2 protein-coding genes are annotated in these 1,742 nt (G+C 74.2%); both read left to right on the forward strand.

Annotation, left to right across the window (positions count from 1 at the left end; all coding sequences use genetic code 11):
* On the forward strand, positions 1-1,112 hold a 1,112-nt coding region (locus AN218_RS29775; protein WP_171908849.1), incomplete at its 5' end, for an SUKH-4 family immunity protein.
* 329 nt (positions 1,113-1,441) lie between these two features.
* Positions 1,442-1,742 (forward strand): DivIVA domain-containing protein (locus tag AN218_RS29780; protein ID WP_141747751.1); only part of this gene is annotated, 301 nt, incomplete at its 3' end.

Below are 1,742 nucleotides of genomic sequence, written 5' to 3' on the forward strand. Positions count from 1 at the left end.
CCGGCGGCCCGCAGGCGTACGGCTTCCCGCAGCAGGGCCCGCCCGCCGGTCAGCCGCCGGCCGCGGCGCCCCCGCCCGCGTACGGCTATCCGCAACAGCAGCAGCAACCGCAGCAGCCCACGGGCCTGCCCACCGTCGGCCCCGGCTATATGGCGGTGCTGCGCTACCGCGCCCCGGACGGCTCGGAGCAGCAGCTCATCCGGCGCTCCGCGCCCGGCACCCCGCACCCCGAGTGGCAGATCCTGCACGAGCTGCGCGGCATGAACGTCCCGCCGCAGCAAGTCGTGGAGCTGCACACGGAGTTGGAGTCCTGCGAGCTGCCCGGCGGCTACTGCGCCCGCATGATCCGTGAGACATGGCCGCAGGTACGGGTCACACACACCGCCCCGTACGGCCGTGACCACGCGACCCGTCAGCAGGGCATGCGCCATCTCCTGGAGCACCAGGGCGAGTTGCACCAGGTCGCGGACGGGCCCGCGCGTCCCGCGCCGTGCCGGGTGCCGCTGCCGCCGCAGCACCAGATCCCGCCCGTGCCGCCGGTGCCGCCGGACGTGCTGGGGCAGGAGCTTGCGCAGGCGTTCGGGCCGCAGGCCGTCTTCCGCTTCGACCAGCACGCCGTCTCGCGTCAGGGCGTGCCCGACATCGTCGGGCAGACGCTGGTACGGGCGGGCCTGCCGATGGACGTCAACCCGTTCTTCTGGGCGCAGGCCCAGCCGGGCCGGCCCGTGCCGACCCTCGCCGAACTCGCCCAGGAGCGCGGGGTGCAGCCCGCCGCGGACGCGGGCTCGTATCTGGTGATGGGCAACGACTTCGGCCGGCAGCTCTGCGTGCAGTACGGCACGGCGCACATCGTGGCCGTACCGCTGGAGGGCGGGCCCGAAGGGCAGCCCGCGCAGCCGCAGTTCGTGAGCACCGGGCTGCCGGAGTTCGTACGGACGCTCGCGCTGCTCGGGCGGATGTGGCCGCTGCGGTACGGGCTGACGCAGGAGCAGGCGGGGCGCTGGACGGTCGACTTCCAGGCCCAGCTCGCCGCGCTGGACCCGGCCGCGTTCTCCTCGCCGGAGAACTGGTGGGCGGTGCTGCTGGAACAGATGTGGGACGGGCTCTTCTAGCCCCGTCCGCATCCCGGCACCCGCTCCGGTTCCGGTTCCGGCCCCGGTCCTCCACCCTTTCCGGCTCTTCTCACGGCCCGTCGCGCCGTCACCCTCTCGGATGGTCTGTCCCGTCCGGGAGGTGACGGGCGGCGGGCCGTCGCCGTGTGCGCATCGCCGCAGGTGCCGCGCGTCCGTCCTGCGCAGACGCACCCGCCGTGCCCAACCCCGGTGGTGTGACGCCCCGTTCGTGGCGCACTCGTAGGGAGTGTCGCGTTAGGGGCGCTTCGCTCGGATAAAGAAGGATGTGCCTCCGCCGACGAGTGTGTTGCCGAGGTAAGGGGCTCGAAATGGGTGCGTCGCCGCACGGGTTCACCGTTGTACGGGGCCGTGGCTACCGGCCCGAGCAGGTCGACGAGGCGCTGGACGGCCTGTTCGGGGAGCAGGAGGAGGCCCGCGCGCGCCTCGCCCGGCTCGTCGCCGAGCAGGGCGAACTCACCGCCGAGACCGAGCGGTTGCGGGCGCTGGCCGCGACGCTGCCGCCGCCCGCGTACGAGTCCCTCGGCGCCCACGCCGGGAAGCTGCTGACCCTCGCCGAGTCGGAGGCCGCGGACGTACGGGCGGCGGCCGAGGCGGACGCGGCGCGCACCA

It is taken from the genome of Streptomyces nanshensis, assembly GCF_001751255.1.
GTDB classification, from domain to species: Bacteria; Actinomycetota; Actinomycetes; order Streptomycetales; family Streptomycetaceae; genus Streptomyces; species Streptomyces nanshensis_A.